Origin of the sequence: Mangrovactinospora gilvigrisea, assembly GCF_001879105.1 — a bacterium.
Classification (GTDB): domain Bacteria; phylum Actinomycetota; class Actinomycetes; order Streptomycetales; family Streptomycetaceae; genus Mangrovactinospora; species Mangrovactinospora gilvigrisea.
Genome location: NZ_MLCF01000009.1, coordinates 14,104 through 39,268, shown reverse-complemented (window position 1 = coordinate 39,268; position 25,165 = coordinate 14,104). Strand labels below are relative to the sequence as shown.

Genomic DNA, 25,165 nt, shown 5'->3' with positions numbered 1-25,165 from the left:
ATCGTGCGGCGGTACGCCTCTGACGGGGCGCGCGGTAGCGGTCGTGCGTGCGGCGATCGGCGAGGGGAACTGCGCGAGTGAGCGCGACGATGCCGCGGGCCGGGAACCGGCCCTACGCACCGCCGTCGTGAACCGTCAGCGCCGCGCGCCGCAGCGCCCGCGCCAGGCGGGGGTCGGGATGCGCCGACGCCGCGGCCATCAGGACGTCCGCCAGCCGCGGGTGCTCCACCCTCCGCAGCTCCACCAGCAGCTGCTCGGGGCCGCCCGGCATGCCCGTCTCGACGTGCTGCACCAGCAGCTCCTCGCCGCCGTGGTCGACGACGGCCGCCGCGGTGTCCACCCACAACCAGGTCGTCTCCGCCGGGCTCAGCGCGTCCGCGCCCTCGCCGTCCCCGCCGGTACTCCGCTCGGCGAGCCACAGCAGCGCGTACGGCCGCAGCACCGGAACGCCGGCCGCCTCCCGGACGGCCTGCTCCGCCGGGGTGCCGATGACGCGCAGCGCCTCGAAGGCCATGCCGCGCAGCAGCGGGTCCTCCCCGCAGGCGACGTCGAGGAGCTCGGCCACCGCCCGGTCCGTCGGACGGGCCCCCGACCACGCCCGGTACTCCGCGCGGGCGGCGCCCGGCGCATAGCCGGCGCAGGCCCGCAGCAGGCCGTCCGCGGCCAGCTCGGTGTGGCCGCCGGGGCTCTGCGAGACCGCGCAGATCTCGTCGATCCGGTCCCGCACCACCCAGTTGCCCAGCGGGCTGAGCGTCGCCGAGTCGGCCTCCCGGCGCACCGCGTGGGCGGCGCTCATGCCGTCCAGCATCCAGTCCAGCGCCACCGACAGCTCGTCGTGGCCGGTGATCCGGTGCGCGGTGGAGTTGCCGTAGAGGAACGCCGCCTCCTCCTCGTCGATCAGCAGCCGGCGCAGCACCTCCAGCGGCACCGGGTCCTCGGCGAGGTGCATCACCGACAGCACCTGGGCTGAGTGCTCGGCGACCGCGGCCAGCAGGTCCTTCGGGACGGCCGGCTGCGGCACCAGCCGCGCCCAGGCGTCGAAGAGCGCCCGCCAGCCGCGCAGCACCGCGCCGTCGTCCCGCGGCCAGGCGTGGTGGCGCCAGCCGGGGGAGGCCTCCCGAGCCGAGTCCTCGCCGGACTCGCGGATCTCCACCAGCCCGGCGAGCAGCGCCCGGCGCCAGGACGCGGCGACCCGCTCCGGCGGCTGCTCCAGGGCGCGGGCGGCCTCGCGCAGGCATTCGGGTTCCAGACGTCCGTCCGCGCCGACCCGCCGGTCGGCGCCCGCCCAGCCGGCCACCAGCACGGCGTCGGCGAGCAGTTCGCGGGCGAGGGCGGCGAGCGCGGCGGTGCCGCCGGCGCGGGCTCCGGCCGGGCCGCGGCGCCGCTCGGGGCGCGGCGCCGGACGGCGGCGCTGCACCGGGAGGGGAGCGGCGGGGGGTGTGGGCCGGGGGAGCCGGGTGACGGCCGCGGTGCCGTGCTCGGCGCCGCGGGCGGCTGCCGCGGCGTCGATGGGGGCGTGGGCGGTGTCGTCCGGCGGCGGCGCGGCGCGGCGCGCGTCCAGACGCGAGGTGATGTCCCGCAGATTCCCGGAGGTCACGCTCGCTAGTCTTCCCGCCACGGGGCGTTGTTGTCACATCGGCCTGTTGACGGGCTGTCGGGATTGCCCGGAGGGGCCGCGTCCGGTCGATTCAGACCAGCGGGGTGAGGAACCGCCGGAGGGTTTCCTCGTAGCGCTCGGGGGCCGCGTTCCAGGCGCCCTCGTGGATTCCGCCGGCCACCGGGAGGTAGGTGGCGAGGGACGGGAAGCGGGCGGCGAGCTCGGCGGTGGCCAGCGGGCCGGTGAGGGCGTCGGCCGAGCCCTGCACGAGCAGCGTGGGGACGGTGAGCTCGGCCTTGGCGGGCGCGGTCGAGGGTGACGGCCCGGCGGGCAGCCCGGCGCGGCCCTCGGCGCTCCACTCGCCGAGCTTGGTGAGCAGCCGGGGCACCCCGCGGCGGTCGGCCCGGCCGCGCAGCACGGTGCGCCAGTCGAGGATCGGGGCGTCCAGCACCAGCCCGGCGAGGACGGCCCGCACCTCGGGGTCGGCGGAGGCGCGCAGCGCCATGGTGGCGCCGGTCGACCAGCCGTAGAGGATCACCCGGCGGGCGCCCCGGGCGCGGGCGGCGCGCACCGCGGCGGCGAGGTCGCGCCACTCGGTGGCGCCCAGGTGGTCGAGGCCGTCGGGGGAGGGCGGGGCGCCGGGGTCGCCGCGCTTGCTGACGACCAGCGCGGGCACCTCGAACGCGGCGATCTGGCGCAGCACGTTGAGGGCGAGGGCGCGGGTGGTGCCCAGGCCGTGGGCGAGGATCACCCAGGTGGTGCGGGTGCCCAGGACGTGCCAGGCGGGCAGCGGCCCGGTCTCGCCGGTGACGGTGATGTCCCGGTGCAGCAGGTCGAGGGCGGAGCGCGGGTCGCCGGTGTGCAGCTCGACGGAGAGGCGGACGGGGAGCCCGGGGCGCAGCGGGTCGTCGCCCTCGACCGAGCGGACCGGCCGGACGGCGGCGCCGTCCTCCAGGATGTCGGTGGGCGGGCCGACGAGCGCGCGGCCGTCGCGCCCCCACCGCAGCGCGTAGTCGCCGGGGGCGTCGGCGGCGGCGCCGGAGAGGGTGATGCTGCCGGGGCCGGCGTCCTCGACGGTGAGGGCGGGTCCGCCGCTGCCCGGGATGCGGACGGCGAGGTCCGAGACGCGGCGCCCGGCCAGCAGGAGGGCGGCGCCGGCGCCGGTGATCGCGCCGGCCAGCGCGGCGGTCCTGGCGACCGCGTGGGTTCCCCATCGCATAATGTGACAATTCTTCCCGGTTATGGGGATTCGATGCGGTTTCGGTAGGGGGTTCGGGTGACCTGCCGTCACCCGATTGGGAGCGGGCGGCGGCCGGACCGCAGAATGGCCCGGTGGCGGAGGAACGGGCGGACGGACGCGAGGCGGCGCGGCGGCGCCGCACCCTGGTGCTGGGCGGAGCCCGCTCGGGCAAGTCCGAGACGGCGGAGGCGCTGCTGGCGGACCGTCCGGACGTGCTCTACGTGGCGACGGGCGGCGAGGCCGGCGGGGACGCGGAGTGGGCGGCGCGGATCGCCCGGCACCGCGAGCGCCGGCCGGCGGGCTGGGGGACGGCGGAGACGCTCGACCTGGAGGCGCTGCTGCGGGCGGACGACACGGAGCCGCTGCTGGTGGACAGCGTCACCACCTGGCTGACAGGGGTGATGGACGAGCTGGGCGCGTGGGACGACGCGGTGTGGGCGGACGGCGCGGAGGCGGCGCTGCGGCGGCGGGTCGCCGCGCTGGCGGAGGCGTGGGGGTCGACGCGGCGGACGGCCGTCGCGGTCAGCGACGAGGTGGGCGGCGGCATCGTCCCCGCGACGGCCTCCGGCCGCCGCTTCCGCGACGAGCTCGGCCGCGTCAACGCCGCGCTCGCGGCGGCGTCCGACGAGGTCCTCCTCGTGGTGGCCGGCCGCCCCCTCCCCCTCCCGGCGGCGACCCGCCGGCCACCGACCCACCCCTCACCGACGCCGCCCCGGACGGAGTCCGGGGGAGGAGGGGCGGCGACGGCGACCGCCGCGGACGGCGCGCGGTTCGCGGTCGGCGCCCTCAGCGTCCTCCCCGCCGACGCCACCCGCTGGGACCGCGCCGCCGCCCGCAGGGGCATGCCATGGGCCCCCGCGGTCGGCGCCCTCCTCGGCGTGCTGGCCGCGGTCCCCGCCGTGCTCCTGCTGCTCGCCGGCGGAGGCCCCCTCCTCGCCGCCGTCGCGGGCGTCGCCGCCACCGCCGCCCTCACCCGCGGACTCCACCTCGACGGCCTCGCCGACACCGCCGACGGCCTCGGCAGCGCCAAGCCCGCTGCCGCGGCCCTGCGCATCATGAAGGCCTCGGACATCGGACCCTTCGGCGTGGTGACGCTCCTGCTGGTGCTGCTCGGCCAAGTCGCCGCGCTGGACCGCGCGTTCGCGGACGGCGGCTGGCTGCGCGGCGCGGCCGCGCTGGTCGCCTCCGCGGCGGCCGCGCGTGCCGTGATGCTGCTCGCCTGCGGTCCGGCGGTCCCCGCGGCCCGTCCCGGCGGGCTCGGCGCGACGGTCGCGGGGACCGTCCCGCGGGGCGTCGCCGCCGCCGCGGTGGCGCTGGTGGGAATTGCTGGGGCCGCGCTGGGTTATGCAGATGACGGTGTTCTCGGTGCGGTCCGCGGCGCGGGTGCCACCGCCGCGGCGGCCCTCGCGGGGGCGGCGCTGCTGCGGCACACCGTGCGGCGCTTCGGCGGGATCACCGGCGACGTGCTCGGCGGCGTCGTCGAGGCGGGCGCGACGGCCTCGCTCGTGGTCTGGGCGCTCGGCGGCTGACCGGCCGCCGGCGGTCGCCGCTGCCGCCCCTCGACCCCGGCGCTGCTGCGGCACACCGTACGGCGGTTCGGCGGGATCACCGGCGACGTGCTCGGCGGCGTCGTCGAGGCGGGCGCGACCGCCTCGCTCGTGGTCTGGGCGCTCGGCGGCTGACCGGCCGCCGGCGGTCGCCGCTGCCGCCCCTCGACCCCGGCACCCCACCCGCTCGCTTCGCGAGCGAGGGGGCCGCCCGCCGCGAAGGCAAGGGCGCGTCTCGGCCACATTGGCGGGGTGTCAAAAATACCGATAACCGGACAGTCTGACCGGTCGTTAACCGTTTCCCGGGCTGGCGAGCTGGGACGTCGTGTGCGCCCCCGGCGTGCCCCCGTGCCCCGTCTCACGATGTGAAAAGCACCCGGCATCGATCTCGGGGGCGACTAAGCTCCCGAAACGCCTTATGGCGTTCTCTGGGGGTCTCGTGCGTAAGCGAACTAAGCGTCACAAACCTGAGCCGGCCCCGATGGCCGGCAGCATCCCGCAACAATCGACGAATCATCCGACCAACCCGGAAGTCAGCGTCGACTTCCCCGATGAAGCGTCCGCGCCGCAGGCAGGCTCCGCGATCAAGCTGCTGCTCCGCGCAGTCCGGCCGCACCGGCGGGCGCTGTCCTGGTCGATCGTCCTGGTCCTGATCTGGACCGCCGCACTCGTCGTCGTCCCCATCCTGCAGAAGCTCGTCGTCGACGACTCCGTCATCGGCCACAAGCTGCCGCTGGTGCCCATGGTGCTGGCGCTGCTCGGCGTGGGCGCCGTCCGCTGGGCCGGCGGCGCCGGATGGCGCTACCTCGGCGCCAAGGTCTCGTTCCTGGTGCAGCAGGACATGCGCACCGACGTCTACCGCCGGCTCCAGCGCCTGGACGCCCGCGGCCACGCGGAGGTCCGCAGCGGTGAGGTGGTGGCCCGCCTCAACACCGACGTCCAGCTGGTCCAGCAGCTCACCTCGTGGGCCCCGCTGGTGGTGCACGGCGTCGTCTACGTGGGCGCCTGCCTCGCCGTCATGCTGGTGCTCTCACCGCTGATGTCGGCGGTGGTCGCCGCGGTGATGGCGGTCGTCGTCCTCGTCGTCCGGCGCACCGGCCGCAAGCTGCACGCCTCCGGCTGGGACAGCCAGCAGCGCGAGGCCGACATGACCTCCGCCGTGGAGGAGGCCGTCACCGGCATCCGCGTGGTGCGCAGCTTCGGCCAGGAGTCGGCCGAGACCGGCCGCGTCCGGCACCTGATCGCCGTGCTCTTCGGCGCCCGGGTGCGCGCCGTCCGGCTCCGCGCCCCGTTCCTGGCCTGGCTGCAGACCGTGCCGCTGGCCGGGCAGGCCGCGGTGCTGCTGGTCGGCGGCTGGCTGGCGATGCACGGCCAGCTGAGCCTCGGCACCCTGCTGAGCTTCTTCAGCTACCTGGCATCGTTGTCAGGTACCTCGCGGATGATCGGCATGATCCTCACGGGCGCCCCGCAGGCGTTCGCCGCCACCACCCGGGTCGGCGATCTGCTGCGGCTGCGTCCCACCGTCACCGAGCCGGACCCGGACCTCACCCCGGACGGGTACCGCTCCCGCACCCGCGGCGAACTCGCCTTCCGCAAGGTGGTCTTCGCCCACCCGGACGGCGGGCGGGACCGTCCCGTGCTGGACGGCTTCGACCTGACCATCCGCCCCGGCGAGCGCGTCGCCCTGGTCGGCCGCTCCGGCGCCGGCAAGTCCACCGCGCTCAACCTCGCACCGCGGGTGTGGGACGTCGACGAGGGGTCGATCACCCTCGACGGCGCCGACATCCGCGAGCTGCCGCTGCACGAACTGCGCCGCCGCATCGCGGTGGTCTCGGAGGACCGCTTCCTGTTCTCCGACAGCGTCGCCGCCAACATCGCCTGGGGGCGGCCGGAGGCCACCCGCGAGGAGATCGAGGAGGTGGCGAAGGCCGCGGCCGCCCACGAGTTCATCATGGAGCTCCCGGACGGCTACGACACCGTCATCGGCGAGCAGGGCCTGACCCTGTCCGGCGGCCAGCGCCAGCGCCTCACCCTGGCCCGCGCGCTGCTGGTGGACGCGGACGTGCTGCTGCTGGACGACGCCACCTCGGCCATCGACGAGCACGTCGAGCGGATCATCCACGAGAACCTCGAACCGCAACTGGCCGGGCGCAGCGTCCTGCTGATCGCCTATCGGGAGTCCACCCTGCGCACCGCCGACCGCATCGTGGTGGTCGACGAGGGCCGGGTGGTCGCCGAGGGCGCCCACGAGGACCTGCTGCGCACCTCGCCGCTGTACGCGCACCTGTTCGGCGACAGCGACGAGGGGTTCGAGGGGTTCGGGTCCTCCGACGACGCGGCGCGCGGCCCGGGCGTGCTGCACATGGCCCGGTCCGGCGAGTACCGGCGGGAGGAGGACTCCTGGCCGGAGCCCGACCCCACCGCGCTGGGGCAGCGGCCGCCGGCCGTGCGCCAGCCGTCCCCGGAGATCGCCGCCGTGCTGGGGACGCTCCCGGCGGTGGCCGAGCAGCGCGACCCGGCGGTCGAGGAGGAGCTGGACCGGGAGAACCTCTCCCAGGGCGCGTTCCGGATGGGCGAGTTCCTCCGCCCCTACATGGGCGCGATCGCCATCGGGATGCTCTTCGTGGTCCTGGACGCGATCGGCACCATCGTCGGCCCCAAGCTGATCGAGGTCGGGGTGGACTCGGGCGTGCGCACGCACCACGCCGGGGTGCTCCTCGCGGTGTCGGCGGCGGCGCTGGCAGTCACCGTGTTCCTGTGGTGGGACATGCAGCAGGAGACGCTGTGGACGAACCGCACCGCGGAGCGCGCCCTGGCGGCGCTGCGGATGCGGATCTTCGTCCATCTGCAGCGGCTCGGCGTCGACTACTTCGACCGCACCAAGGCGGGCTGGGTGATGAGCCGCATCACCTCGGACGTCTCGACGGTGGCGCAGCTGCTGCAGGCCGGTCTCGTCAACGCCCTGGTGGGCGGCGTCACCTTCGCCGGCATGACGGTGATGGTGGTGCTGCTGGACGCGCGGCTGGCGCTGGTGCTGGCGGCCGTCGTGGTGCCGGTGGCCGGGGCCACCCTGTGGTACCAGCGCAAGGCGCACCGCAACTACAAGCTGCTCCGCGAGCGGATCTCCCTGATGACGGCCGCGCTCCACGAGGGCGTCAACGGGGTCCGCACCTCGCAGCTGTTCCGCCGCGAGGAGCGCAACACCGCGGAGTTCGACGAGAAGTGCGCCGATGTGCGGCTCGCCGCGCAGCGCGCGCAGGTCGCCAACACCCTGTACGGCGGGTTCATCGAGTTCCTGGCGGTGGCCGCGATCGCGCTGGGTGTGCTGGCCGGGGCGTGGCTGATGCGCCGGGGGACGCTGGAGGCCGGCGCGCTGCTGGCGTTCCTGCTCTACCTCGCGCAGGCGTTCGCACCGGTGCAGCAGCTCGCCCAGGTGTTCGACGTCTACCAGCAGGCGCGGGCCGGACTCGTCCGGATCCGCTCGCTGCTGGGACAGGTCAGCTCCACCCCGCAGCCCGAACGGCCGCGGATGGTGGGGGAGATCGAGGGCGATGTGCGGCTGGAGCAGGTGCGGCTGCGCTACCACGGCGCCGAGACGGACGCGCTGCGCACGGTCGACCTGCATGTCCCCGCGGGGCAGCGGGTGGCCTTCGTGGGGCGGACGGGCGCCGGGAAGTCGACGATCGCCAAGCTGGTGACCCGCTTCTACGACCCCACGGAGGGGCGGGTGCTGGTGGACGGCCAGCCGCTGACCGCACTGGACGTGCGCGGGTACCGGTCGAGGCTGGGGTACGTCCCCCAGGAGCCGATGCTCTTCTCGCGCTCGGTCCGGGACAACATCGCCTACGGCCGGCCGGACGCGTCCGACGAGGAGGTGGAGGCGGCGGCGGTCGCGGTCGGGGCCCATGGCTTCATCCGCGAGCTGCCCGGCGGCTACCGCCACATCCTCGGGACGGGCGGCGGCTCGCTCTCGGCGGGCCAGCGCCAACTGCTGTGCCTGGCGCGGGCGCTCCTCGTCGACCCGGGGATCCTGGTGCTCGACGAGGCGACGTCCAACCTGGACCTGGCCGGCGAGCGGCGCGTCAACCGCGCCATGCGGGCCGTCTCGGCGGGGCGCACCACGCTGGTGGTGACGCACCGTCCGCAGGCGCTGGCCTGGGTGGACCGCGTCGTCCGGGTGCACCAGGGCGAAGTGGTCGAGGACAAGGTGAAGGAGCGGGCGGCCTGACGGCCGGCTGATCCCAAGGGGCCGAAGGGGCGGCGGGACGCCTAGCCGCGGGGCGCGTACATGATGAGCGCGACTCCGGCGAGGCAGACCGCCGCCCCTGCCATGTCCCAGACGGTGGGGCGGAAGCCGTCCACCACGACGCCCCAGGCGAGCGAGCCCGCCACGAAGACGCCGCCGTAGGCGGCGAGGACGCGGCCGAACTCGGCGGAGGGCTGGAGGGCGGCGACGAAGCCGTAGCCGCCGAGGGCGACGACGCCGAGCAGGGCGAACCACCACGCGCGGTGTTCTCGGGCGAACTGCCAGACGAGCCAGCATCCGCCGATCTCCGCGAGGGCCGCGAGGACGAACAACAGGATGGATCGAGCTACGGTCACGCGATCATCCTGCCGCAGGTTCGCCGCCCCTTTGCCCCGGCGCCCCACCCGCCCAGCGGGCGCGAAGCGCCCGGGCGTAGGGGCGGCGGACAGTGCCCCGCGCGCTCAGCGGGACTGCTTCCGCAGCAGCACCCCCGCCATCACCGCCGCCGCGACGACGACCACCACGCCGACGAGCGCCGCGACGTGCATCCCCGACGCGAACGCCTCCCGCGCCGACGACAGCACCGCCCCGCCCGCCGAACCGCCCAGGTGCCGCGCCGCGTCCACCGCGCCGCCCAGCGTCTCGCGCGCCGACTCCGGCACGTCCGCCGCGAGGCGACCGCGGTAGACGGCCATCACCACACTGCCCAGCAGCGCCGTGCCCAGCGCCGCCCCCAGCTCGTACGCCGTCTCCGAGATCGCCGACGCCGCCCCCGCCCGCTCCGGCGGCACCGCCGCCAGGATCGCGTCGTTGGTGAGCGTCTCCGCGATCCCGATGCCGCTGCCGATCAGCGCGAACGCCGCCACCATCACCCCCGCCGGCGTCCCCGCGCCCAGCGTCACCACCAGCGCGTAGCCCGCCGCGGCGACCAGCAGCCCGCAGGTGATCAGCACCGGCAGCGGGAAGCGCCGCACCAGCCGCACCACCAGCAGCGACGCCACCACCGAGCAGGCCAGCCCGGGCAGCAGCAGCACGCCCGAGGCGAGCGGCGAGCGGCCCTGCACCAGCTGCAGGTACTGCGTCAGGAAGAACAGGCACCCGACGAGCGCGAAGACCGCCATCAGGTTCGTCGACACCGCCACCGAGAACGTCCGGTTCCGGAAGAGCGCCATGTCGAGCATCGGGTCCTTCAGCCGCAGCTGCCGCCGGACGAAGACCACGCCCAGCGCCACGCCGACCAGCAGCGCGCCGACGCCGAGCGGCGTCACGCCGTTCTCCGCCATCGACTTGACGCCGTAGACGGCGGGCAGCATCGCGGCCAGCGACAGCCCGGCGCTGAGCAGGTCGTAGCGGCCCGGCCGGGGGTCGCGCGACTCGGGCAGCAGCAGCCGGCCGGCGATCAGCAGCGCGATCGTCACCGGCAGGTTGATCAGGAAGATCGAGCCCCACCAGAAGTGCTCCAGCAGCCAGCCGCCGACGATCGGCCCGAGCGCCGAACCGCCCGCGAAGGCCGAGCCCCAGACCGCGATGGCCAGGGTGCGCTGCTGCCGGTCCGCGAAGAGGTTGCGGATGATCGACAGCGTCGAGGGCATCAGGGTGGCGCCGGCGAGCCCCAGCAGGGCCCGCGCGCCGATCAGCACCGCGGGGGTGTGGGCGTAGGCGGCGAGCACCGAGGCGAGGCCGAAGCCGGCGGTGCCGATCAGCAGCAGCCGGCGCCGGCCTATCCGGTCGCCGAGTGTGCCCATCGTCACCAGCAGGCCGGCCAGCACGAACGAGTAGATGTCGATGATCCACAGCAGCTGCGACGAGCTGGGCGCGAGATCCTCGGAGATGAAGGGGACGGCGAAGCCCAGCACGGTGGAGTCGACCGAGATCATCAGCACCGGGAGCACCAGCACGGCCAGCGCCGCCCAGGCGGAGCGCCCGGCCCGGGGCGCCGCCCCGCCGGGGGTGGTCGCGCCGTCGCGCGTGTGGAGTTCGGTGCCGGCCATGGGTCCCTCGCAGATTACTAAACCGTCCAGACGGTACAGTAACCGTCCGGACGGTACAGTGGCAACCGTGACCACTGCGAAGACCGCGAAGACGGGTGCCCGGGAGCGGATCCTGCACGCCCTCCAGCGGATCATCGTCGACAAGGGCCCGAGCGCCGTGACCCTGGAGGCGGTGGCCGCGCAGGCCGGCGTCTCCAAGGGCGGGCTGCTCTACCACTTCCCCAGCAAGGAGGCGCTCCTCGACGGGCTGGTGCAGCGCCTCGCCGAGGAGTCCTCGGACGAGGTCGCCCGCGCCCGCTCCGCCGAGGGCGGCGCCGTCCGCTTCTACCTCGAGACCTCGGTGCCCGGCAGCGAGGAGGCCGAGCTCTACTGGGGCGTGCTGGCCGTGCTGCGCGCCTCGGACGGCACCCGCACCGGGGCGGCCGCCCGGCTCGGCGAGATCTTCGACAAGTGGACGAGCCTGATCCGCGAGGAGGTGGACGACCCGGTGCTCGCCGAGACGATCCGCCTCGTCAGCGACGGCCTCTACCTCAGCGCCGTCGCCGGGCTGCCGCAGCCCGACCCCGCATTGATCGCCCAGGTCCGCGACCGGCTGCTGGCCCAGGTCGCGGCGGCCGCCCCGGAGCACCGGCGCGGCGAGCACACCCCGCTGGAGTGAGCGGCCGGGCCCACCGACTCCCCGCGGCCGGTGCGAAAACCGGTTGCGCGCCCCGCTAGACTGCCCCACATGGCAGTTCACCTCTGTGCGTAGCCCGGGGGCGCGCCGGGTCCGTCGTCGGCCCCGCGCATCCGCTGACGCCCCCCGCCCCCGCTGACGGCGCCTCAGGCGTGCCGTCCATTCCCGGAGACCACGAACACAGATGATCACTGCCAGCAAGGTCGAGCTGCGCGCCGGTGCCCGCATTCTCATCGAGTCCGCCAGCTTCCGCGTCGGTCCGGGCGACCGCATCGGCCTGGTCGGCCGCAACGGCGCCGGCAAGACCACCCTCACCAAGGTCCTCGCCGGCGAGGGCCTGCCCGCCGCGGGCGACGTCACCCGCAGCGGCCAGATCGGCTACCTCCCGCAGGACTCCCGCACCGGAGACCTGGAGGAGCTGGCCCGCGACCGCATCCTCGGCGCCCGCGGGCTGGACCGCGTGCTGCGCCAGATGCAGGAGAACGAGCAGCGCATCGCCACCGGCAAGGGGGCGACGCGGGAGAAGGCGATGAAGCGCTACTCCCGGCTGGAGACCGAGTTCCTCACCAAGGGCGGCTACGCCGCCGAGGCCGAGGCGGCCACCATCGCCGCCAGCCTCGGCCTGCCCGACCGGGTGCTCGGCCAGCCGCTCGGCACCCTCTCCGGCGGCCAGCGCCGCCGCGTGGAGCTGGCCCGCATTCTCTTCTCCGACTCCGACACCCTGCTGCTCGACGAGCCCACCAACCACCTCGACGCCGACTCGGTGGTCTGGCTCCGCGACTTCCTCAAGACGTACAAGGGCGGATTCATCGTGATCTCTCACGATGTCAACCTCGTGGAGGAATGCGTCAACAAGGTGTTCCTTCTCGACGCCAATCGCACCTGTATCGACATCTACAACATGGGGTGGAAGCAGTATCTCGCGCAGCGCGAGGCCGATGAGCGCCGCCGCCGCCGGGAGCGCGCCAACGCCGAGAAGAAGGCCGGGGCGCTGATGGCCCAGGCCGACAAGATGCGCGCGAAGGCGACGAAGACGGTCGCGGCGCAGAACATGGCGCGTCGCGCGGAGAAACTCCTCTCCGGGCTGGAGGAGCAGCGCCGCGCCGACAAGGTGGCGAAGCTGCGCTTCCCCGAGCCGGCGCCCTGCGGCAAGACCCCGCTCACCGCGTCCGGGCTCTCCAAGTCCTACGGCTCGCTGGAGATCTTCACGGATGTCGAGCTGGCCATCGACAAGGGCTCCCGCGTGGTGGTGCTCGGCCTCAACGGCGCCGGCAAGACGACGCTGCTGCGGCTGCTGGCCGGCATCGAGAAGCCGGACACCGGCGAGGTCGAGCCCGGCCACGGGCTGAAGCTCGGCTACTACGCCCAGGAGCACGAGACGCTCGATCCGGAGCGCACCGTTCTGGAGAACATGCGCACCGCCGCGCCGGACATGGATCTGGTGGAGATCCGGAAGATCCTCGGATCTTTCCTCTTCTCCGGCGATGATGTCGACAAACCGGCCTCGGTGCTCTCCGGCGGCGAGAAGACCCGTCTCGCGCTGGCCACTCTGGTCGTCTCCAGCGCCAATGTGCTGCTCCTCGACGAGCCCACCAACAACCTCGACCCCGCCAGTCGCGAGGAGATCCTCTCGGCGCTGCGCTCCTTCAGCGGGGCCGTCGTCCTGGTGACCCACGACGAGGGCGCGGTCTTCGCGCTCCAGCCGGAACGCGTCATTCTCCTCCCCGACGCGGTCGAGGATCTGTGGAACGAGAGCTACGCGGATCTCGTCTCCCTCGCCTGAGTCCGCTACCTTGCCATCCAAGAACACCGAATGGTGATCACAGCATTAGCTTGTTCTGCTACTCTCCAGCGATCAGCGTTGGGAGTTGGCAACGGCGCCGAGTGTCCTACGCATGTCTGGACATGACCCGGCGTCGGCGCGGAATTTCCTGCACCGACCTTTGCCGAATGGGTGGCCATGGGACCCGCAAGGGGTGATCATGGGAACTCAGAGCGCACTTCCTTAGAGGAGGCACGGGTGGCCGAGACTCTGAAAAAGGGCAGCCGGGTGACCGGAGCCGCGCGCGAGAAGCTCGCGGCTGACCTCAAGAAGAAGTACGACTCCGGTGCGAGCATCCGCGCGCTGGCCGAAGAGACCGGCCGGTCGTACGGATTCGTGCACCGGATGCTGAGCGAGTCCGGAGTGACGCTCAGGGGGCGGGGTGGCGCGACGCGGGGCAAGTCCAAGTCGTCGACATCCTGAGCCACTTGAAGCACTGCGTACTTCGGCGTACGGCCCGCTCCCGGGCCCAGGACCCTCAGGGGATCCCGGGAGCGGGCCGCACGCATGTCCGGGGCCGGCCCGGAGTGAATGGGAAGGAAAGAGCGTGACCGAAGCGACCGATGAGAAGGACTCCGTCCGGTGGGAGCGGGAGGGCGAACTCGCCGTCGTCACTTTGACGGATCCGGACCGCAGCAATGCGCAGACGCCCGCGATGTGGCGGCGGCTCGCCGCGATCGGGCGCGAACTGCCCGGCGATGTGCGGGTGGTGCTGTTGCGCGCGGAGGGGCGGAACTTCTCGGCGGGGCTCGATCGCGCGGCGTTCACGCCCGAGGGGATCCCCGGAGAGCGGCCGTTCCTGGAGCTGGCGCGGTTGGACGACGCCGAACTGGACGCCGCGATCGGGGAGTTCCAGGAGGCGTTCACCTGGTGGCGCCGCCCGGACGTGGTGAGCGTGGCCGCGGTGCGGGGCGCGGCGGTCGGCGCGGGCTTCCAGCTGGCGCTGGGGTGCGATGTGCGGGTGTGCGCGGAGGACGCGCGGTTCGCGATGCGGGAGACGACGCTGGGGCTGGTGCCGGATCTGGCGGGGACCAAGCCGCTGGTGGACGCGGTGGGGCGGTCCCGGGCGCTGGAGATGTGCCTGACGGGGCGCTGGGTCTCGGCGGAGGAGGCCGCGCGGGTGGGGCTGGCGGCGGTGGTCGTGCCGGGCGCCGAACTGGACGCGGCGGCGCGGGAGTTGTGCGCGGCGCTGCTGGCGGCGCCGCGGGATGCGGTGGTGGAGACCAAGGCGCTGCTCGACGGGGCGGGGGCGCGGTCGTACGACGAGCAGCGCGCGGCGGAGCGGGCCGCGCAGGCGCGCCGGTTGCGGGACCTGGCGGGGCTGGGCGAGTAGCGGTCCCCTTTGTTCGCCGCCGCCGGGGGCGAAGGGGCGGCGAACAACGCGCCGCGCTCAGCGGTAGGCGCTCTGGGCCTTTATGCGGGTGCCGCGGATGGGGTGGGCGCCGGTGAAGCGCACGACGGTCGGCATCTCGGGACGGTGCGCCTGCGCCCGCGCCTCCGCGAGGGGGCCGCGCCACAGCGCGGCGAGCACCTCCGCCGGGTCGGCGTCCTCGGTGAGTTCGAGCTCCAGCACGGCCCGCGGCCGCCGCCGGCTGCCCGCGGTGCGCACCGTCGCCGACGCCGTGCCCGGCAGCCGTCCCGCCTGACCGGCGAGGACCGCGCGGGCGGCCGCGTCGAAGCCCTGGACGTGCGGACGGCGGTCCCGCCACTGCCAGACGAGCCAGACCAGGCCCAGCAGCGCCAGCGCGCCGAGCGCGATCTCGGCATCCGTCCAGAAGCCGTGGCGGTGCGACCAGTGCGCCCGGTCCGCCGCCGAGAGCACCGAGCCGTGCCGGGCGCCCGCGTCGCCGCGGAACCCGCGGTAGAGCACCCATCCGCCGCCGGCGATCGCCGCGAGCCCGATCAGGCCCACCAGGACCCGGTTCAGAACCCCACGGAAAGTCGACATTCCGTCAAACCCCTTTGTCTACCGCCGCACCGGGCGGAGCTTCAGCGTCAGCCGCGGGGTCCACCCCGGGCCCATCCGTTCCATCCGATCGAAGAGCGCGTTGGACAGCTCGTCCCGCGCCTCGCCCAGATCGCGCAGCCGCACATACGCCAGCACCACCGCGCGCCGCCGCTTCACCCGCACCTCGGCGCGGATGATGGAGTCCACCCGGAGCGCCGACTCCTGCAGCAGGCCCTCGGCGGTGTCCCGCTCGATCGCGCCGCGCAGGGTGCCGGACGGCACCCGCAGCGGCAGCAGCGCGCGCAGGCCGGGGGTGAGCGCCAGCACCAGCAGCCAGAGCCCCAGCAGGGCCAGCACCGCGGCCCCGCCCCGCACCCAGGTGTCGTCGGGGTGCCGGACCGCCAACTGGTGGGCGAAGTCCCGCCGCCAGGCCATGGCGTGCTCGCCGCCGCGCACCCGCACCACGTCGTAGAGGAGCACCCCGCTCGCGGCCATCACCACGAAGGCCACCAGGCCGGAGGTGAGCCGCCGCTCGGAGCGGAAGCGGCGCGGGCGGCGGCGGGGCGGAACGGACGGCACCGAGTCAGGCCGGACGTACGGGGCGCCGGGCAGGCCGCCGCCGGACGGCAGTATGTGCGAGGGAGGCCGGCGCGCGGCGGCCCCGGCCTCGGGGAGGACGGGCGTCCCGGCGACCGGGGTGATGTCCGGTTCATCGGAGGAATCGGCCCCGGCGGACGTCTCGGCCCTGGTCTCCGCGTCCGGGTCGGCGCCCGGGGCGGCGTCCGGCTCCGGGTGGGGCTCCGCCGCGGTCTCCGCCGCGGTCGAGGCCGGCTCCGCGTCCTTCGCCGGCGACGCGTCCCCGCCGCCGTCCGGCTTCTCCGCCAACTCCGCGTCCGCCGTGGGGCGCTGCAGGTCGTAGGGGTCGTCCGGGCGGGCCGGGAGGCGGATCGACTGGGTGTCCTCCGCGTCGGGGCCGCCGTCGTCCTCCTCGCGCTCCTTGCGCGTCCCGCTCACCGCTCCAGCCTTCGCCGCATCCGTGCCTCCTGGTCCGTCAGGGCGCCGCGCCGGGCACCGCCCTGATGTCTACCATCCCGGCGGCACCCGGCGCGCGAGGCACCGGTGCTGAGCGTCCGTCAGCGGCGCGTCACACGCCGTGCGTTGCTCCGCCGTCGACCGGGAGTGCGACCCCGGTGAGGTAGGAGGCGGCGGGGGAGAGGAGGAACGCGGCGGCGCGCCCGAACTCCTCGGGGCGGCCGTAGCGGCGCAGCGGGATGGTCGCCGAGGAGCGGGCCTTCGCCGCCTCCGGGTCGCCGGAGAGCGCGTCCAGCTCCTTGACGCGGTCGGTCTCGATGCGGCCGGGCAGCAGCGAGACGACGCGGATGCCGCGCGGCCCCAGCTCGCGGGAGAGCGACTTGGCGATCATCGCCAGCCCGGGGCGCAGGCCGTTGGAGATGTCCAGCCCGCCCAGCGGCTCCTTCACCGAGCCGGAGAGGACGAAGCCGATCACGCCGCCCTCGCCGAGGCCGGCGGCCGCGGCCCGGGCCAGCCGCACCGCGCCGAGCAGCACCGCCTCGAAGCCCTGGTGCCACTGCTCGTCGGTGAGGTCGGCGAGCTTGCCGGCCGGCGGGCCGCCGACGCTCACCAGCACCCCGTCGAGGCGGCCGTACGTCTCGCGCGCGGCGGCGAGCAGGCGCTCCGCGGCGGCGGGGTCGGCGTTGTCGGCGGCGACGCCGACGGCGTGCGCCGGGCCGCCCAGCCCGGCGGCGGCGCGCTCCACGGCGGCGGCGTCCCGGGAGGAGAGCACGACCCTCGCGCCGTCCGCCACCAGCGCCTCGGCGGTGGCGAGGCCGAGGCCCCGCGACGCGCCGGTCGCCACGTACACACGGTCCCGAAGTCCAAGATCCATGGCTGTCATCCTGCCATCGACGGCTGAGGCTTCGAGTCCGGCTCGTTCTTCTCCTTCTTCGGGCGGCGGCCGGCGCGCTCGTCGCGCTCCCGGGTCATCAGCTTCCACCAGGCCACCGGGACGCCGAGGACGAAGACCCACCAGTTGACCGTGTAGGCGACGTGCAGGCCGGTGTCGGCGCCGCCGGGGACCTCCGGGATCTCCAGCGAGGAGGAGGCCTTGGGCGTGGTGGACGTCAGGTCCATCCGGCCGGGCAGCGGCTGCGCGCCCAGGCCGGTGGACTTCGCGAGGTGCTCGGCGTTGACCTCCAGCACCTGCTTGTCCGGCAGGCCGATCTGCGCGCCGACGCCGCGCTTGGCACCGCCCTCGTCCGGGCGGAGCCGGCCGGTGACCGTCAGGGTGCCGGTGGGCGCGGCCGGGACCTTGGGGTCGGCGGTCGGGGAGGTGTCCGGCTGCTCGACCCAGCCGCGGTTGACCCACAGCACATCGCCCCGGGTGGTGACGAACGGTGTGACGACGTAGAAGCCGACCGCGCCCTCGTTGCTCATCCGGCGGCGCGCCAGCACCTCGTGGGTCTCGTCGAAGTGCCCGCGCGCGGTGACCGTGCGCCACCACAGGTCCTGGCCGATGCGGTGGCCCCGGCCCGGCACGGCCGACGCGTAGTCGATCGGCTTGGCGGCCAGGTTGCGGCTCTGCATCTGGTTGCTGTGGTGCGCGTGCTCGTAGCGGTGCCACTGCCAGAACCCCAGCCAGATCATCAGCGGCATGAGGGCCAGGCAGAACAGGTGGATCCCGATCCAGCGGCGCGTCAACAGGAAGCGGTACACGGCAAAGTACGCTACCCCGCACCCTTCGGACACCGACGGCCGGGTGGGCCCCGAGGGGTTCCGGCCGGGTGGGCTCAGGCCGGGCGGCCCGGGGCGACGTCCTCCAGCAGCTTCAGGAAGGTCGGCTCGTCCACGACCGGGGTGGACAGCTCGCGGGCGCGGCGGGCCTTGGTGGTGCGGTCGGCGCGGTCGTTGGTGACCAGCAGGCTGGTGCGGCCGCTGACGCTGGTGGCGACCTTGAGGCCGGCGCGCTCGGCGCGGTCCTCCAGCACCTCCCGGTCTATGGCGGTGTCGCCCGTGAAGGCGATCCGCATGCCCTGGACCAGCCGGCTCTCCGGCTGCCAGGCGCCCGGGTTCGCGTACGGGCAGGCGGCGCGCGTCCGGCGGGGCCGCCACTGCCGGAAGGCGGTGGCGCCGTTGGGGCCGGTCGGCGAGGGCGGCAGCGAGGCGGGCGCCTCGTTCTCGTACGGGGTCGGGTCGGCCATCGGACGGCAGCGCTGCAGGGGCAGCTCCAGCCCGGCGTCGGCGGCCATCCGCAGGCTGGGGCGGAAGACCTCGGCGAGCACCCGGGCGTCGTCCAGCGCGTGGTGGGCGTGCCGGGGGCGGACGCCGAAGTGCGCGGCGAGGGTGGGCAGCTTGTGGTCGCGGAGCGGCAGGGCCAGCTCCTTGGAGAGCACGATGGTGCACAGCCGCTCCTCGACCGCGGCCTCGCCGCCGCAGCGGGCGAACTCGCGGGCGAGCATCGTCCAGTCGAAGCGGGCGTTGTGCGCGACCAGCACCCGGCCGGCGAGGCGGGCGGTGAGCTCCTCGGCCACCTCCGGGAAGGTGGGGGCGTCGGCGAGGAGCTCGCTGGTCAGGCCGTGGATCCACACCGGGCCGGGATCGCGCAGCGGGTTGACCGGGCTGTACCAGTGGTCGACGACCTCGCCGTGCCCGTCGAGCCGGTAGACGGCCGCGGAGACGATCCGGTCGGTGCGGCTCAGGCCGGTGGTCTCGACGTCGACGACGGCGTACCCGGCGGGGTAGTGGGCGGGCCACTCGGGTCGGGCTCCCGCGCCGGGCGGTTGGCCGGTGATCGACGTGTGCATGGTGCACCAGGATACGGGGCGGAGCGACATGCGCCGTCGCCGCGTCAGATCGGTCTGCGGAGGCTGCTGATGGAGAGCAGCGGGAGGGCCACCTCCGGGCCGAACCGGGCGTCGCCGGCCGAGGGCCGCGGGCCGGTGGCGGGGCGCGCGGGGGAGGGGCGCGCGGCGGGCAGGGGGGCGGCGAGGCGGACGGCGCCGTAGGGGCGCCGGCCCTGCTCGGGGCCGCCCTGGGCGGTGTTGTGGGTCATGGCGGGGGTCCTGGCTTCCGCTTCCGCGACGGGTGCTTGCGCAGTGTCCAACGATGCGGGCGCGCGGCGGTGTCGGCCGGACGGGGATGTCCGATGTCCGTCCCGCGGAATAAGGTGTCCGAAACCCTGGAGACGGGGAAGGGAGAGGACTGTGTCTTCGGCGCTGATCGACACCTACGGGCGGGTGGCCACGGATCTCCGTGTGTCCCTCACCGACAAGTGCAACCTCCGCTGCACCTACTGCATGCCCGCGGAGGGCCTGCCCTGGCTGCCCAAGGACGAGCTGCTCTCCGACGACGAGGTGGTCCGGCTGGTGCGGCTGGCCGTGCAGCGGCTGGGGGTGCGCGAGGTGCGGTTCACCGGGGGCGAGCCGCTGCTGCGGCCCGGGCTGCCGGGGATCGTGGAGCGGGTCGCCGCGCTGGATCCGCGTCCCGAGATCTCCCTCACCACCAACGGCATCGGGCTGGCGAGGACGGCGCCGGCGCTGCGCGCGGCCGGGCTGGACCGGATCAACGTCTCGCTGGACACGCTGCGGCCGGAGGTCTTCCGCCGGCTCGCCCGGCGCGACCGGCTGGCGGACGTGGTCGCCGGGCTGGCGGCGGCGGAGGCGGCCGGGCTGGGGCCCGTCAAGGTGAACGCGGTGCTGATGCGCGGTGTCAACGAGGCGGAGGCGCCGGAGCTGCTGGAGTGGTGCCTGGAGCGCGGGTACGAGCTGCGCTTCATCGAGCAGATGCCGCTCGACGCCCAGCACGGCTGGACGCGGCGGGACATGATCACCGCTCAGGAGATCCTGGGCCTGCTGGGCGAGCGGTTCCGGCTGACGCCGGAGGAGCCGGAGGAGCGCGGCGCGGCCCCGGCCGAGCGCTGGCTGGTGGACGGCGGGCCGGCCCGGGTGGGCGTGATCGCCAGCGTGACGCGGCCGTTCTGCCGGGCGTGCGACCGCACGCGGCTGACGGCGGACGGGCAGGTGCGCAACTGCCTGTTCGCCACGGAGGAGACGGACCTGCGGGGGGCGCTGCGCGGCGGCGCGCCGGACGAGGACGTGGCGGAGCTGTGGCGGAAGGCGATGTGGGGCAAGCGGGCCGGCGGCGGCCTGGACGACCCTTCCTTCCTGCAGCCGTCCCGCCCGATGTCCGCGATCGGCGGCTGACGGGGCCGGCCCCGCCCCCGGTCCGGGCCGGTGACGGGGCGTCAGGCCCCGTACTCGGCCAGCGGGACGGTCTCCTTGAGGAAGCCGCGGACGGAGAGGAACTCCCCCAGGTGGTCGCGGTGCTCGCCGCACGCCACCCACGTCTTGCGCCGGTCGGGCGTGTGCAGCTTGGGGTTGTTCCACACCAGGACCCATTCCGCGGCTCGGCGGCAGCCCTTCGCGGAGCAGATCACGGTCGCGGGCGGGGCATCTGCGGTGCTCATGGAACCCAGCGTAAAGGGCGACGCCGGGCAGCCACGGGGGGAGCTGCCCGGCGTCGGTCCGTCGCTCCGACGGGGGATGCGGAGCGCGTATGAAAGTATGTCACGTACGGGCGTCGGCCGTGACCCCGCTCCGCACAATTGAGTTGACGAATTTTCCCCTACTCGCGTAGATCCCCAGGGCCGTCCAACGTGCGGGAACCGGCCTCCAGCTCGGGCGGTCCGGACTGGTAGATGAACGTCGTCGGAGTCTCCTGCGGCTGCTCCCGCCCGGCGTTCGCGTAGACCACCGCGATGTACGGAAGCAGCAGTCCGCCGGCCAGGGTGGCCCATGCCAGCCACATGTTGACGTGCCACAGCATCACGGTCGCGATCACGCACAGCGTCCGGATGCCCATGGAGATCACGTACCGTCGCTGCCGGCCGCGGACGTCCTCCGCCAGGCTCGCCCGCGCACCCGTGATCCGCACCACGCCACCATGGCGTCCGTGCAAGCGCATTGCCTCACCACCCGAGTAGGGCCCGCGTGACAGGACGAATCGAGCAGGAACGGCAGGTGCGGACCCGCCTCTTAACGTACCTCTGTGGGGTTCCCACAGAACCCATCGGGGTGAGCCTGTCGCGACCCGATGGGGGATCATGGTCCGGCGCACGGTAGTTTCCGGTAGGCAAAGCGCAAAGACCACAGCACAGCACGACACGGCGGAAGGTGGTGCGGTGAGCCGCTCGGTTCTCGTCACAGGAGGCAACCGGGGCATCGGCCTCGCGGTCGCGAGGGCGTTCGCCGCGAACGGCGACAAGGTCGCGGTGACCCACCGCTCGGGGGAGGTGCCGGAGGGCCTGCTCGGGGTGCGGTGCGACATCACCGACGCCGAGCAGGTGGAGGCGGCCTTCAAGCAGGTCGAGGAGGCGCACGGCCCGGTCGAGGTGCTGGTGGCGAACGCCGGCATCACCAACGACCAGCTGCTGCTGCGGATGAGCGAGGAGGACTTCTCGCGGGTCCTCGACACCAACCTGGTCGGCACCTTCCGCACCGTCAAGCGCGCGGTGCGCGGCATGCTCCGCGCCCGCAAGGGCCGCGTGGTGCTGATCTCCTCGGTGGTGGCGCTGCTCGGCTCGGCCGGGCAGACCAACTACGCGGCCTCCAAGGCCGGGCTGATCGGCTTCGGCCGCTCGCTCGCCCGCGAGGTCGGCTCCCGCAACATCACCGTCAACGTCGTGGCGCCCGGGTTCGTCGACACCGACATGACGCGCGCCCTCACCGAGGAGCAGCGCGAGGCGTACGCCAAGCAGGTGCCGCTGGGGCGGGCCGCCGCGCCCGAGGAGATCGCCGCAACGGTGCGGTTCCTCTCCTCCGACGACGCCGCGTACATCACTGGAGCCGTCATTCCCGTTGACGGTGGATTGGGCATGGGTCACTGAACGACATGAGCGGACTTCTCAACGGCAAGCGGATCCTGGTCACCGGCGTCATCACCGACGGCTCGATGGCCTTCCACAGCGCGAAGCTGGCGCAGGAGCAGGGCGCCGAGGTGGTGCTCACCGGCTTCGGCCGGCTGAGCCTGGTGAACCGCATCGCCAACCGGCTGCCCAAGCCGGCCCCGGTGATCGAGCTGGACGTCTCCGACCAGGAGCACCTGGACGGGCTCGCCGGCAAGGTGCGCGAGCACGTCGACGGCCTGGACGGCGTGGTGCACTCCATCGCCTTCGCGCCGCAGGACGCGCTGGGCGGCAACTTCCTCAACACCCCCTGGGAGTCGGTGGCCACCGCCGTCCAGGTGTCGGCGTACTCGCTGAAGTCGCTGGCGATGGCGGCGCTGCCGCTGATGGAGAACGAGGGCCGCGGCGGCTCGATCGTCGGCATGGACTTCGACGCGCAGGTGGCGTGGCCGAAGTACGACTGGATGGGCGTCGCCAAGGCCGCCCTGGAGTCGACCTCCCGCTACCTCGCCCGCGACCTCGGCCCGAAGAACATCCGGGTGAACCTGGTCTCGGCCGGCCCGGTGGGCACGATGGCCGCCAAGTCCATCCCGGGCTTCACCGAGCTGGCGGACGTCTGGGACAGCCGCTCCCCGCTGAAGTGGGAGATGTCCGACCCCGAGCCGCCGGCGCGCGGCGTGGTGGCGCTGCTCTCCGACTGGTTCCCCAAGACCACCGGCGAGATCGTGCACGTCGACGGCGGTCTGCACGCGATCGGCGCCTGAGCGCTCCGGGAGCTTCCGAGGGCCGGGTGGGGGCAACCCCCGCCCGGCCCTCCGGGTTTCCTCAGGGGCGGCTCGGGAGTTCACCTGATGGGCGCGGGACGGCGCGCGGACTAGCGTCAAAGGCGTCAGGTGGAGCGGATCGTCCGAGGGAGTTGAGGGGCCGTCATGAACGGCGCGGGGGTGCGGCGCACGCCGCGGTGGCTGCTGGCCGTACCGGTGCTGGTGTTCTGTCTGCTGCTGGCGCTGGCGTGGGTCTCGCGGCCCGGCACGGGTCCGGAGGCGCCGGGCGGCGGGGCGTCGGGGGACACCCACACCGTCACGGTGGTGCGGGTGGTGGACGACCTCACCCACTGAGTGTTTCGGGGAAAACGCTCAGCTGGGGGGCGCGCGTCGTGGAACGCGCGCCCGCTCGGCGCGCTGTGCACCGGCGCGCATCACGGTGACACTCCGGGCGCCGGGCCGGTCCAACCCGCACGCCGCCGGGCACCGTTGCCGGCTCCTCCGCGGGCGGCGCGCAGGGCGCACGTTTTTCTGGAAAGCTGGGCGCCATGACTGCTGTGCCGCCTCGCAGGATTGTCGTACTCCGCCATGCCAAGGCCGACTGGCCGGCCGTCGCGGATCACGATCGGCCGCTGGCCGAGAGAGGCCGGCGGGAGGCCCCGGCCGCCGGGCAGTGGCTGGCCGGCGCGGGCATCGTCCCTGATCTCACCCTCTGCTCGACCGCGGCCCGCACCCGGGAGACCTGGAAGCTGGTGGCCCACGAGCTGCCCCGGCGCCCCAAGAAGACCCTCTACGAGGACCGCCTCTACGAGGCCTCCACCGGCGAGCTGATCGCGCTGATCAACCAGGCGCCCGAGGAGGTCCACGACCTGATGCTGGTCGGCCACAACCCGGGCGTGCAGGGCCTGACGGAGCTGCTCGCCGGCAGCTCGGAGGGGGACACCCTCGCCCAGGTGCGCCGCGGCTTCCCCACCGCGGCGGTGGCCGTGCTCAGCGTGGACGGGCCGTGGAAGTCCGTGGAGCCCGGCTCGGCGCGGCTGGTCTCCTTCGCCGCGCCCGACTCGGTGTAGGGGTGGATGTAGGGGTCAGGCGGGGAGCCGGCCGGAGTCGGCCTCCTCGACCTCTTCCCGGGTGACGCCCAGCAGATACAGCACGGTGTCGAGGAACGGCACATTGACGGCCGTGTCGGCCTCGGCGCGCACCACCGGCTTGGCGTTGAACGCCACGCCCAGGCCGGCCGCCTGGAGCATGTCCAGGTCGTTGGCGCCGTCGCCGATCGCCACGGTCTGCGCCAGCGGCACCCCGGCGCGCTCGGCGAACCGGGAGAGCCAGGCGGCCTTGCCGGCCCGGTCCACCACCTCGCCGACGACCCGCCCGGTGAGCCGGCCGTCCACCACCTCCAGGGTGTTGGCCGCGGCGAAGTCCAGCCCGAGGCGGTCCGCGAGGTCCTCCGTCACCTGGGTGAACCCGCCCGAGACGATGCCGACCTGGTAGCCCAGCCGCTTCAGGGTGCGGACGAGGGTGCGCGCGCCGGGCGTGAACCGCACCTCGGCGCGCACCTTCTCGACGACGCCCGCGTCCAGCCCGGCGAGGAGGGCGACCCGCGCCTCCAGCGACTGCCGGAAGTCCAGCTCGCCGCGCATCGCCGCGGCGGTCACCTCGGCGACCTCGGCCTGGCAGCCGGCGTGCGCGGCGAAGAGCTCGATGACCTCGTCCTGGATGAGGGTGGAGTCGACGTCCATCACCACCAGCCGCTTGGCGCGGCGCTGCAGGCCGCTGCGCATCACGGCGACGTCGATGCCCAGCTCGCGGGCGGCGAGCGAGAGCGCGCGGCGCAGCTCGGCGGTCTCGGCGCCGGAGACGTCCAGCTCGACGGCGGTGACGGGGTACTTGGCGAGCCGGAACATCCGGTCGATGTTGCCGCCCTGCTCGCTGATGCGGGAGGCGACGGCGGCGACGGACTCGGCGGAGAGCGGGTTGCCCAGGAGCGTGACGTGGGACCGGCCGGCGGCGCGCGGACGGTTGTCGCCGACGCCGGACTCCACCTCGGCGCCGAGGCGCTGCTGCTCGGCCCAGGTGTGGACGGCGGCGCGCAGCTCGCCTTCGCTCGCGTTGGCGGGGGCGGTGACGAGGGCGCAGAGCATGAGGCGGCCGCGGGTGACGACCTGTTCCAGGTCGGCGACCTGGACGCGGAAGGTGGAGAGCAGGTCGAAGAGCGCGGCGGTGATGCCGGGGCGGTCCTTGCCGAAGACCTTGACGAGCAGGGTGGGGGAGGGGCTGTCGGCGGTGCCGTTCGGGTGGGTCACTGCTTCACGGTATCCACTGCGGTTGAACACCACACAAACGGTCCGCGATATGGTCCGCCCCTCGTCGCCGCCCCTCCGCCCCGGCACCCCAACCGCCCCGCCGCGCCCG

The 25,165-nt window shown here is 74.3% G+C and carries 25 protein-coding genes; 12 read left to right on the top strand and 13 right to left on the bottom strand.

Annotated elements, in window-relative coordinates; all coding sequences use genetic code 11:
* Positions 1–112 precede the first annotated feature (112 nt).
* Both BIV57_RS03120 and BIV57_RS03115 read right to left on the bottom strand, forming a co-directional pair.
* Complete coding sequence (locus BIV57_RS03120) at positions 113–1,597, bottom strand: hypothetical protein (RefSeq protein ID WP_245797397.1); 1,485 nt, start codon at positions 1,595–1,597, stop codon at positions 113–115.
* 91 nt (positions 1,598–1,688) lie between these two features.
* On the bottom strand, positions 1,689–2,816 hold the full coding sequence (locus tag BIV57_RS03115; RefSeq protein WP_071655057.1) for an alpha/beta hydrolase: 1,128 nt from the start codon (positions 2,814–2,816) through the stop codon (positions 1,689–1,691).
* A 113-nt stretch (positions 2,817–2,929) separates the two neighbouring features.
* On the opposite strand from BIV57_RS03115, the gene BIV57_RS26720 reads away from it, so the two are divergent.
* From BIV57_RS26720 to BIV57_RS03095, 3 genes are all read left to right on the top strand, one after another.
* Entirely contained in the window at positions 2,930–4,366 is a 1,437-nt protein-coding gene (locus BIV57_RS26720; protein ID WP_217651677.1) for a bifunctional adenosylcobinamide kinase/adenosylcobinamide-phosphate guanylyltransferase, read from the top strand.
* 42 nt (positions 4,367–4,408) lie between these two features.
* Complete coding sequence (locus BIV57_RS03100) at positions 4,409–4,519, top strand: adenosylcobinamide-GDP ribazoletransferase (RefSeq protein ID WP_071655099.1); 111 nt, start codon at positions 4,409–4,411, stop codon at positions 4,517–4,519.
* A gap of 346 nt (positions 4,520–4,865) precedes the next feature.
* Positions 4,866–8,612 (top strand): ABC transporter ATP-binding protein, encoded by a 3,747-nt coding sequence (locus BIV57_RS03095; RefSeq protein WP_071655056.1) that lies wholly within the window; start codon positions 4,866–4,868, stop codon positions 8,610–8,612.
* 41 nt (positions 8,613–8,653) lie between these two features.
* Here the strand turns inward: BIV57_RS03095 and BIV57_RS03090 are convergent, their stop codons facing one another.
* Both BIV57_RS03090 and BIV57_RS03085 read right to left on the bottom strand, forming a co-directional pair.
* Positions 8,654–8,986 carry a YnfA family protein gene (locus tag BIV57_RS03090; protein ID WP_071655055.1) on the bottom strand — a complete coding sequence of 111 codons (333 nt, stop codon included), beginning with the start codon at positions 8,984–8,986 and terminating at the stop codon, positions 8,654–8,656.
* Positions 8,987–9,091: 105 nt separating this feature from the next.
* On the bottom strand, positions 9,092–10,621 hold the full coding sequence (locus BIV57_RS03085) for an MFS transporter (protein WP_071655054.1): 1,530 nt from the start codon (positions 10,619–10,621) through the stop codon (positions 9,092–9,094).
* A 67-nt stretch (positions 10,622–10,688) separates the two neighbouring features.
* Between BIV57_RS03085 and BIV57_RS03080 the strand changes: the two genes are divergently transcribed.
* From BIV57_RS03080 to BIV57_RS03065, 4 genes are all read left to right on the top strand, one after another.
* On the top strand, positions 10,689–11,279 hold the full coding sequence (locus tag BIV57_RS03080) for a TetR/AcrR family transcriptional regulator (protein WP_071655053.1): 591 nt from the start codon (positions 10,689–10,691) through the stop codon (positions 11,277–11,279).
* 202 nt (positions 11,280–11,481) lie between these two features.
* Entirely contained in the window at positions 11,482–13,080 is a 1,599-nt protein-coding gene (abc-f, locus tag BIV57_RS03075; protein ID WP_071655052.1) for a ribosomal protection-like ABC-F family protein, read from the top strand.
* Positions 13,081–13,317: 237 nt separating this feature from the next.
* A complete protein-coding gene (locus BIV57_RS03070; RefSeq protein ID WP_071655051.1) occupies positions 13,318–13,542 on the top strand; it encodes a helix-turn-helix domain-containing protein in 225 nt (74 codons plus the stop codon).
* Between the two features lie 124 nt (positions 13,543–13,666).
* Positions 13,667–14,452, top strand: coding sequence for an enoyl-CoA hydratase/isomerase family protein (locus BIV57_RS03065; protein ID WP_071655050.1), 786 nt, complete (start codon positions 13,667–13,669; stop codon positions 14,450–14,452).
* Positions 14,453–14,509: 57 nt separating this feature from the next.
* On the opposite strand, the gene BIV57_RS03060 is transcribed toward BIV57_RS03065, so the two are convergent.
* The 6 genes from BIV57_RS03060 to BIV57_RS03035 all read right to left on the bottom strand — a co-directional run bounded on the left by BIV57_RS03060 (position 14,510) and on the right by BIV57_RS03035 (position 19,136).
* Complete coding sequence (locus BIV57_RS03060) at positions 14,510–15,067, bottom strand: hypothetical protein (RefSeq protein WP_139275410.1); 558 nt, start codon at positions 15,065–15,067, stop codon at positions 14,510–14,512.
* A gap of 18 nt (positions 15,068–15,085) precedes the next feature.
* Positions 15,086–16,081: a DUF6286 domain-containing protein gene (locus tag BIV57_RS03055; protein ID WP_079169957.1), complete on the bottom strand. Its 996-nt coding sequence runs from the start codon at positions 16,079–16,081 to the stop codon at positions 15,086–15,088.
* Between the two features lie 130 nt (positions 16,082–16,211).
* Positions 16,212–16,973 carry an SDR family oxidoreductase gene (locus tag BIV57_RS03050; RefSeq protein WP_071655048.1) on the bottom strand — a complete coding sequence of 254 codons (762 nt, stop codon included), beginning with the start codon at positions 16,971–16,973 and terminating at the stop codon, positions 16,212–16,214.
* Between the two features lie 5 nt (positions 16,974–16,978).
* Complete coding sequence (locus BIV57_RS03045) at positions 16,979–17,800, bottom strand: SURF1 family cytochrome oxidase biogenesis protein (protein WP_071655047.1); 822 nt, start codon at positions 17,798–17,800, stop codon at positions 16,979–16,981.
* A gap of 74 nt (positions 17,801–17,874) precedes the next feature.
* On the bottom strand, positions 17,875–18,888 hold the full coding sequence (locus BIV57_RS03040; RefSeq protein WP_071655097.1) for a DEDDh family exonuclease: 1,014 nt from the start codon (positions 18,886–18,888) through the stop codon (positions 17,875–17,877).
* Positions 18,889–18,932: 44 nt separating this feature from the next.
* Entirely contained in the window at positions 18,933–19,136 is a 204-nt protein-coding gene (locus tag BIV57_RS03035) for a hypothetical protein (RefSeq protein ID WP_071655046.1), read from the bottom strand.
* 151 nt (positions 19,137–19,287) lie between these two features.
* Here BIV57_RS03035 and moaA point away from each other — a divergent pair, with 151 nt between their 5' ends.
* Positions 19,288–20,286, top strand: a complete 999-nt coding sequence (gene moaA, locus BIV57_RS03030; protein WP_071655045.1) for a GTP 3',8-cyclase MoaA — start codon at positions 19,288–19,290, stop codon at positions 20,284–20,286.
* Between the two features lie 41 nt (positions 20,287–20,327).
* Here the strand turns inward: moaA and BIV57_RS03025 are convergent, their stop codons facing one another.
* Positions 20,328–20,549: a hypothetical protein gene (locus tag BIV57_RS03025; RefSeq protein ID WP_071655044.1), complete on the bottom strand. Its 222-nt coding sequence runs from the start codon at positions 20,547–20,549 to the stop codon at positions 20,328–20,330.
* A 158-nt stretch (positions 20,550–20,707) separates the two neighbouring features.
* Positions 20,708–21,016 (bottom strand): DUF3099 domain-containing protein, encoded by a 309-nt coding sequence (locus BIV57_RS03020; RefSeq protein WP_419185682.1) that lies wholly within the window; start codon positions 21,014–21,016, stop codon positions 20,708–20,710.
* 247 nt (positions 21,017–21,263) lie between these two features.
* Between BIV57_RS03020 and fabG the strand changes: the two genes are divergently transcribed.
* The 4 genes from fabG (at position 21,264) to BIV57_RS03000 (ending at position 23,820) form a co-directional block, all read left to right on the top strand.
* A complete protein-coding gene (fabG, locus tag BIV57_RS03015; RefSeq protein WP_071655042.1) occupies positions 21,264–21,968 on the top strand; it encodes a 3-oxoacyl-[acyl-carrier-protein] reductase in 705 nt (234 codons plus the stop codon).
* Between the two features lie 5 nt (positions 21,969–21,973).
* Complete coding sequence (gene fabI / locus BIV57_RS03010) at positions 21,974–22,750, top strand: enoyl-ACP reductase FabI (RefSeq protein WP_071655041.1); 777 nt, start codon at positions 21,974–21,976, stop codon at positions 22,748–22,750.
* A gap of 165 nt (positions 22,751–22,915) precedes the next feature.
* The gene (locus BIV57_RS03005; RefSeq protein ID WP_071655040.1) at positions 22,916–23,104 is read left to right on the top strand and encodes a hypothetical protein; all 189 of its coding nucleotides are present in this window, start codon (positions 22,916–22,918) and stop codon (positions 23,102–23,104) included.
* Positions 23,105–23,298: 194 nt separating this feature from the next.
* Positions 23,299–23,820 (top strand): SixA phosphatase family protein, encoded by a 522-nt coding sequence (locus BIV57_RS03000; RefSeq protein ID WP_071655039.1) that lies wholly within the window; start codon positions 23,299–23,301, stop codon positions 23,818–23,820.
* Between the two features lie 15 nt (positions 23,821–23,835).
* Here the strand turns inward: BIV57_RS03000 and serB are convergent, their stop codons facing one another.
* On the bottom strand, positions 23,836–25,056 hold the full coding sequence (gene serB, locus BIV57_RS02995; protein ID WP_071655038.1) for a phosphoserine phosphatase SerB: 1,221 nt from the start codon (positions 25,054–25,056) through the stop codon (positions 23,836–23,838).
* Between the last annotated feature and the right edge of the window lie 109 nt (positions 25,057–25,165).

Bases quoted from the DNA above. Each gene is read 5' to 3' on its own strand.
- BIV57_RS03115 (WP_071655057.1), bottom strand. From the start codon at position 2,816: ATGCGATGGGGAACCCACGCGGTCGCCAGGACCGCCGCGCTGGCCGGC.
- BIV57_RS03095 (WP_071655056.1), top strand. From the start codon at position 4,866: ATGGCCGGCAGCATCCCGCAACAATCGACGAATCATCCGACCAACCCG.
- BIV57_RS03085 (WP_071655054.1), bottom strand. From the start codon at position 10,621: ATGGCCGGCACCGAACTCCACACGCGCGACGGCGCGACCACCCCCGGC.
- abc-f (WP_071655052.1), top strand. From the start codon at position 11,482: ATGATCACTGCCAGCAAGGTCGAGCTGCGCGCCGGTGCCCGCATTCTC.
- BIV57_RS03060 (WP_139275410.1), bottom strand. From the start codon at position 15,067: ATGTCGACTTTCCGTGGGGTTCTGAACCGGGTCCTGGTGGGCCTGATC.
- BIV57_RS03050 (WP_071655048.1), bottom strand. From the start codon at position 16,973: ATGGATCTTGGACTTCGGGACCGTGTGTACGTGGCGACCGGCGCGTCG.
- BIV57_RS03040 (WP_071655097.1), bottom strand. From the start codon at position 18,888: ATGCACACGTCGATCACCGGCCAACCGCCCGGCGCGGGAGCCCGACCC.
- BIV57_RS03035 (WP_071655046.1), bottom strand. From the start codon at position 19,136: ATGACCCACAACACCGCCCAGGGCGGCCCCGAGCAGGGCCGGCGCCCC.
- BIV57_RS03025 (WP_071655044.1), bottom strand. From the start codon at position 20,549: ATGAGCACCGCAGATGCCCCGCCCGCGACCGTGATCTGCTCCGCGAAG.
- fabI (WP_071655041.1), top strand. From the start codon at position 21,974: ATGAGCGGACTTCTCAACGGCAAGCGGATCCTGGTCACCGGCGTCATC.
- BIV57_RS03005 (WP_071655040.1), top strand. From the start codon at position 22,916: ATGAACGGCGCGGGGGTGCGGCGCACGCCGCGGTGGCTGCTGGCCGTA.
- BIV57_RS03000 (WP_071655039.1), top strand. From the start codon at position 23,299: ATGACTGCTGTGCCGCCTCGCAGGATTGTCGTACTCCGCCATGCCAAG.